This is a genomic window from Pusillimonas sp. (assembly GCF_029263785.1).
GTDB lineage: Bacteria > Pseudomonadota > Gammaproteobacteria > Burkholderiales > Burkholderiaceae_B > Pusillimonas.
Window position 1 is genome coordinate 1 of record NZ_JAJUFE010000080.1, and the last position, 6,604, is coordinate 6,604.

The 6,604-nt window shown below is 55.9% G+C and carries 6 protein-coding genes; 3 read left to right on the forward strand and 3 right to left on the reverse strand.

All coding sequences use genetic code 11. The features are described from left to right. Positions 1-259 precede the first annotated feature (259 nt). Both Q1J88_RS12525 and Q1J88_RS12530 read left to right on the forward strand, forming a co-directional pair. Positions 260-2,230: a PhoX family phosphatase gene (locus tag Q1J88_RS12525; RefSeq protein WP_301118061.1), complete on the forward strand. Its 1,971-nt coding sequence runs from the start codon at positions 260-262 to the stop codon at positions 2,228-2,230. 136 nt (positions 2,231-2,366) lie between these two features. Next, complete coding sequence (locus tag Q1J88_RS12530) at positions 2,367-2,888, forward strand: YetF domain-containing protein (RefSeq protein ID WP_301118062.1); 522 nt, start codon at positions 2,367-2,369, stop codon at positions 2,886-2,888. A 75-nt stretch (positions 2,889-2,963) separates the two neighbouring features. Here Q1J88_RS12530 and Q1J88_RS12535 read toward each other — a convergent pair whose 3' ends face one another. From Q1J88_RS12535 to Q1J88_RS12545, 3 genes are all read right to left on the reverse strand, one after another. Next, the gene (locus Q1J88_RS12535) at positions 2,964-3,668 is read right to left on the reverse strand and encodes a DUF6776 family protein (RefSeq protein ID WP_301118063.1); all 705 of its coding nucleotides are present in this window, start codon (positions 3,666-3,668) and stop codon (positions 2,964-2,966) included. A 132-nt stretch (positions 3,669-3,800) separates the two neighbouring features. Beyond that, entirely contained in the window at positions 3,801-4,499 is a 699-nt protein-coding gene (gene murU / locus Q1J88_RS12540; RefSeq protein ID WP_301118064.1) for an N-acetylmuramate alpha-1-phosphate uridylyltransferase MurU, read from the reverse strand. Beyond that, the gene (locus Q1J88_RS12545) at positions 4,499-5,536 is read right to left on the reverse strand and encodes a phosphotransferase (RefSeq protein WP_301118065.1); all 1,038 of its coding nucleotides are present in this window, start codon (positions 5,534-5,536) and stop codon (positions 4,499-4,501) included. The genes murU and Q1J88_RS12545 overlap by 1 nt, the downstream gene beginning before the upstream one ends. 156 nt (positions 5,537-5,692) lie before the next feature. On the opposite strand from Q1J88_RS12545, the gene Q1J88_RS12550 reads away from it, so the two are divergent. After that, positions 5,693-6,604 (forward strand): putative LPS assembly protein LptD (locus Q1J88_RS12550; RefSeq protein WP_366902806.1); only part of this gene is annotated, 912 nt, incomplete at its 3' end.

The window sequence follows — 6,604 nt, forward strand, 5'->3', positions numbered from 1 at the left end:
AACGCGTTCAATCGCCAAGCCGCCAAAGCCTAAGATAGAATCAACTGGGGACATCGGTATTTCCTCTCATTATTCCTGTTCGTCGCAACAACAAGTTTAATGATGAGTACCGCTCGTCCCCCTTTTATGATGAAGAGCCCAAAAATGCCGCGGCGGCAAATGCTCGAGGTTGCCGCGGGGGCGATTTGGCACTGGCTTCATACACCTGAAACATCAAGGTCCGATACTGCTGGCTCCCATTGCTACGGTAGAGCCAGTTATGAAAGATATTCACGTAATCGACTCAGAAGACCTGCCCACCAACCTTACCGATAACGAGCACTTTCAACATATTGTTGAACGTGCACGAGGTCGGCGCGGCTTCTTGAAATCGGGCCTTGGATTGTCGGCGGCCCTGTTTCTGGCTGGGCCTCTTGCAGCCTGTGGCGGAAGCGGTAGTAGCGGCGACGACTCAACGTCGCCGGGCGAGCCCTCCTTGATAGGTTTCAAATCCATTCCCATTTCCACAGACGACACCATCGTGGTTGCCGAAGGATATCGGGCTGTTCCATTTGCCCCTTGGGGTGAACCTCTGTTTGAGGCAGTGCAGTGGAAGGGGGACGGAAGTGATGACGCAGCGGCCCAGGCTCAACAGGTCGGCGACAATCACGACGGCATTCACTTCTTTCCTTTTACGCCAGGCAACAGTGAGGAAGGCTTGTTGGTGATGAATCACGAGTATTCAACAACATCAGGACGCGGTTTGTACCGGTGGCTTTTTGGCCGCGATGATGCTGCCCCACAGATGACCGAGGAGCGGGTTCAAAAGGTTATGAATGCGCATGGCGTGTCGGTCATACACATCAAGCGTAATGCCGATGGAGATTGGGAGATTCAAAAGGATTCCACCTACAACCGACGCATTACTGCATCTACCGAAATGGAGCTTACCGGACCGGCCGCCGGTCATGAGTTGCTGCAGACGGGCGCTGACAGCACGGGCAAAATCGTGTTGGGCACTTTCAATAACTGCGGAAACGGCTGGACCCCTTGGGGTACTTATCTGACCTGCGAAGAAAATTTCAACAATTACTTTGGCACCTTGAGCGATCCGGTTCCCACGCTGGATGAATCCCAGGCCCGTTATGGTCTGACCAAGGGCCCCACCAGTTATGGCTGGGAGCAAACTGAAAAGCGCTTCGATTTTGTTGAAGAGCCGAATGAGCCAAACCGTTTCGGCTGGATTGTAGAGATCAATCCTTTCGATCCGCTGTCCAGGCCTCGGAAGCGAACTGCGTTGGGGCGTTTCAAGCATGAGAACGCTGCCTTCCGCCTTTCGGCAGACGGCCGGATCGTGATCTATATGGGGGATGATCAGGCCAATGACTACATCTACAAGTTTGTGTCGGCAAACAGCTACCGGGAAGGCGGGGACAACTCTACCTTGCTGGACACTGGAAAGCTGTATGTTGCCAAGTTCGAAGATGGTGCAGCCAGCGATGCATTTATGGGTACGGGTCAATGGATTTTGCTGGATCAGGTTGAGAACCCGACATTGCGGTTGGATGGCCGGTTTCCCAGCCAGGCACACGTTCTGGTCAACACGCGCCTGGCGGCGGACGCGGTGGGGGCAACACCGATGGACCGGCCAGAATGGGTAGCTGTGCATCCGGTCAGCGGCGAGGTGTATGTCACGCTTACCAACAACAGTGGTCGCAAGGAAGAAGACGTTGATGGGGCCAATCCACGCGCCAGTAATCTTTACGGTCAGATAGTGCGGTGGCGCGAAGCAGGTGATGACGCTGCAGCCACTACCTTTGAATGGGATGTGTTTGTACTGGCAGGGAATCCGGTCAAGTACACCGATCGCAGAGATCTCGCTTCAGGCTCTGAGAATGTGACTCCGGAAAACACATTCAACAGTCCCGACGGCTTGGGGTTTGATAAAGATGGCCGTCTGTGGATACAGACGGACGGTAACTACAGCAACGCAGGTGAATACGAAGGTCAGGGCAACAACCAAATGTTATGCGCCGACCCCGTCAGCAAGGAGATTCGCCGTTTCTTTGTTGGGCCGAAGGAGTGCGAGGTCACCGGCATTGCCTTTACACCCGATAGCAAAACCATGTTCATCAATATTCAACATCCCGGGGAGCGGGGCGACAGCAACTGGCCAGAAGGTGGGACCAGCTTGCCTCGTTCCGCGACAGTTGTCATTACCAAAGAAGACGGGGGCGTGATCGGTACCTGATGCCCACGCGGTTGCGAGCGCAAGAAGGGCGTGCCGCAAGGCGCGTCCTCCTTATTTCTACATTGTCCAGGGAATGATCACCGGCACGATGCTTGCTCGCCTTTGCGGGCACATATGACGTTCTGGAGTGAGGGTCGTGCCAAGTCTGGTTGAAATCTTTGCCTTCAAGGCGGGCTTTGTGGAAATGCTGCTACGCGGCACGGTCATCTACTGGATCGTACTCATTTTGGTACGGTTGGCAGGAAGGCGGGAAATCGGCTCGCTGGGTACAGCCGATCTGCTGGTCCTTCTTCTGGTTGCCGACGCTGCGGGCGACGCCATGTCGGCAGGGTCCACTTCGATTGCTGACGGTGTTGTGGTGGTGGCCACCATTGTGGCATGGAGCGTTGTGCTGGACCGTGCCGCCTATTACTCGCCCTGGGTGCAGAAGGTGCTTGAGCCCCAGCGAGTCTGCCTGATCAAAGACGGGCGGATCTTGCGGTCAGGTTTACGCGCAGAACACATCGGGCGTGGCGAGCTGCTGGAGCAGCTGCGTTTGAAAGGCATAGAGTCAGTCGCCGACGTCAAGCGCGCGTATATTGAAGCGAACGGGCAGTTCAGCATAATAAAAAATGGTCCAGAGGTGTCTAAGGAGTATTCGACTTTGGAAGAGCCGTGAGCTGGCGACAGCCGGCGGGACCCTTGTTCGATGCGTCGTACCGCCGCTCGTGCGCCACAGAGCCCTGTGAACAGTCTAACGCACGCGGATGGTACGCGTTGCGCTGAGCCGGGTGCTGTCCCCCTGAGTGATGCGTATCGTGACTTGACGTCCCGTCAGATTATCGGGCAGGTCCACCGTGCCCGTGACATACTTGTAGCGGTCGACCGAGACATCGATAGGGTCAAGCGTAACCGTATTGGTACGCCCATTCGGGTAGCGGCCCTCTACAATCAGGGTCATCTTGCCGGTGAAGGTTGCAGCGCCAGGGTCATCCTGCATGACCAGGATCTGGTAGTTGAGCTTTCCGGCCTCGCTTGTGAGCTCGGCGGCACGAATGCCGGGCGACGTACCCCGAGGATCAGGAGGAATGTCCTTCAGCAAAAGTTGCAGGTCTTGCTCTATGGTCTGCAGCTTTGCCTGGGCTTCTTCCACCAGCTTCTGCTGGTTCGCCAGCGCGGTCTGGGCTTGTTCCAGTTCGCGAGTGTGACGGTTCAGTTCGGATTGCAGCCTTTGCTTGTCGATATTGGCGCTATTCAAATCTTGGTGCAGCCGCTCGGATTCTTCGGCTGTCAGCCGCTGAGGACCATAACTCTTTTGTAAGAAGAGCAGGCCGCCGGCACCCAGTACTATGCCGGTGAGAATCAGCACCAGCCAGCGCGGCACGCCGCGTTTTCGACGCGTGGAGCCATACGCCGTAGGCTGGAATACGACACGCTTGTTAGAAGAAAATAGACCCATATTCAGAATTCCATGGTGCTGGTCATTCAACCCGCAGCAGGTGTGATGAAGTACGAAAAATCATAAAGGATAACGCGGAACCATTGGCCAATTCACGGACCAGAGCGCCTGGTTGCGCTTTGGTTCAACTTCTTACAGATGGGAACCCGAACTGAGCAAGGAGTTCAGCTCGGCAAGACGCTGAGGCGTTCCTACGTCTATCCACAGCCCATTGTAGTATTCCCCCGCTAGCCGGCGCATCTCGATGCCTTGGTACAGCAGCGGGGCGAGTGGGGCAGGTGTTCCGGGCGGGACGTTGCTGAAGAACTCGGGGCGGTATACGCCGATTCCAGTGAAAGTAAACGATTCCGGCCCCGACGTTGTACACAACATTCCTTCGTCGTCCAGCGAGAAATCGCCGTCCGGATGGTGGGCGGGGTTGGATGTAAGCAAAAGCCACGCTTGCAGGTCGCGCGAAAGAATCATCGAGGCGGCTCTGTCCGCATTCTTCGGATCCCAGTCGCACCAGATATCCCCGTTAACCACCAGAAATGGATCTTTCCCCAGCAACGGAAGTGCCCGCGCGATGCCACCCGCGGTTTCAAGCGCAGTGTCTTCGCGTGAGTAGGCGATGTTCGCTCCATAGCGTCGACCGTCACCCAGTGCGTCTTCAATCTGTGGGCCGAGCCAGGCGTGATTGATGACCAGCTGTGTAATTCCGGCATCGACGAGCCGCTTGATGTGCCATTCGATCAGCGATAGACCCCCGGCCTTCAGCAAAGGTTTGGGCTTGGTGTCGGTGAGCGGTCGCATGCGTTCGCCGCGGCCCGCAGCAAGAATCATGGCTCGCATCAGAATGTATATCCGTAAGAAACCTGATTTCCTTCGAGCCGGTCAAGCAGCCTCAGCAAGGGAGCGAATGGCCCGTACCTGCCTGCGACTTGTCGCACGTAGGCCTGAACCCGCGGGATATGCTCGAGGTAGTGGTTTTTTCCATCGCGATGCGATAGTCGTGCGAACACGCCCAAAATGCGCAGGTTGCGCTGCAGGCTGGTCCATTCATAAGCGCGATGGAATTCGGCGAAGTCGGAATGTACGGGAAGGTTTGCATCGCGAGCCGCTTGCCAATATCGCACGGCCCAGTCCAGCTGCTGTGGTTCTTCCCAGGTAGTTCTTGCGTCCATGACCAAGGAGGCAATGTCGTACGTAATGGGGCCGGCCAGGGCGTCCTGATAGTCAATGACCCCGGGGCCGGCACCTGAGCTTGATTCGGGCAGCATCAGGTTCGGTGAATGGTAGTCGCGATGAACCAGAATAGCAGGCTGCCGGGCCGCGTCTTTGGCCAGGATGCCGAAGATCTTTTCCAGTGCTCCCTTCTCGGTGTCGCTAAGATTACTTTGACAATGCTTTTGCACATACCATTGAGGGAACAGCTCAAGCTCTGCCAGCAAGCGTGCCTCGTCGTAGCACGGCAATGCAGTGGCATCCGCATGTTGCACCCGGACCAAAGCGAAAATGGCTTGCCGGTACAGGTTTTGCAGTTTGTCGTCGGTCATCCCCTGCCTTATGGCATGGTAATAATTGTGCTTGCCAAGATCTGAAAGAAGCAGAAAGCCGTTCTCGAGGTTCTGGGCGTGAACCGAGGGGACGTTCACGCCGACTTGCCGGAGTTTGTCTCCGACCTGCAAAAACGGTCTGCAATCTTCATGGCCGGGCGGTGCGTCCATGACGACATAGCTGGTGTCGCCACCCTGAACTCGAAAGTATCTGCGAAAGCTCGCGTCGCTTGAGGCGGGTTCCAGAGTATCCAGATCGAGCTGGAAAGCAGGTGCCACTGTAGACAGCCATTGTTTCAGATCGGAAAGGCGGGAATCGTCGGGTTGGTTCACGTGGTGTTCCGTTGATTCAAACAAAAATGGAAAAGGCAATTATGCCGTCAATTGTGGGCGCGAGTGAGGAGGCTTCTCTATAATACCGGGCTGCCGGACCATAGCGCGTCGGCAGATGTGCCAAAATACAGTTTCTTTTCGGGAGACAAGCTACTCGTGCGTGCAGTCTGGTGGGCAATTTTTCTCATGTTCGGCCTCGTGTCGACGGCTCAGGCCCAACCGGTCTCGGCCCCGGCTGACGTCGCTGCGCTGACTGTTTCGCCCAAACTCAGGCTGCATACTCAGTTGAACGAGGACGAAATGACTTCGTTCCTGATCGCCGACAAGATGGAAACCGACGAGGACGGTCTGTTGATCCTTACCGGCAATGCCGAGGTTCGACGTATCGATTCCGTCGTAAAAGGTGACCGCATCGATTATCAGCGCGATACCGGTCAGGTGAATGTACGAGGCAACGGCCTTATCATGCGCGATGGCAATATTGTGCGTGGCCCCGAGCTCAGTTACAACGTCGACGCTGAAACCGGCGAGGTCAACGATCCCAATTTCTGGCTTGGCGCCGATGGGGGCTTTGGAAAAGCCGAAAAGGCAGATATTTTCAGCCGCAGCCAGATGCGTCTGAGCTCTGCGCGGTATTCCGGCTGTCCTTGCGAGAATCCACCCTGGTATATCACCTCACCCAGGGTCGACTTTGATTTTGACGACAACGAAGGCATTGCACGTAATGCAGTGCTTTTCTTCAAGGGTGTTCCCATTTTGGCGTCCCCCTGGCTGTCGTTCCCACTGCGCAAGGAGCGCAAGTCGGGGTTCCTGCTGCCGACATATGGTGGTTCAAGCAACAGCGGGCTTGAATTCACGCTTCCCTACTATTTCAACCTGGCGCCCAACTACGATCTGACGGTCACACCCCGTTATATGGCCAAGCGCGGGGTACAGCTGGGAGCCGAGTTTCGCTATCTGGGAAATGGCTATAACGGACAGTTGACCGGAACCTATCTGAACCGGGACAAGCTCACCAATGAAAGACGATGGATGTATTGGTGGCAGCATCGACACGATCTGGGCAAT

Excerpts from the sequence above, each read along its gene's own strand:
- Q1J88_RS12525 (WP_301118061.1), top strand. The coding sequence starts at position 260 with ATGAAAGATATTCACGTAATCGACTCAGAAGACCTGCCCACCAACCTT.
- Q1J88_RS12535 (WP_301118063.1), bottom strand. The coding sequence starts at position 3,668 with ATGGGTCTATTTTCTTCTAACAAGCGTGTCGTATTCCAGCCTACGGCG.
- murU (WP_301118064.1), bottom strand. The coding sequence starts at position 4,499 with ATGCGAGCCATGATTCTTGCTGCGGGCCGCGGCGAACGCATGCGACCG.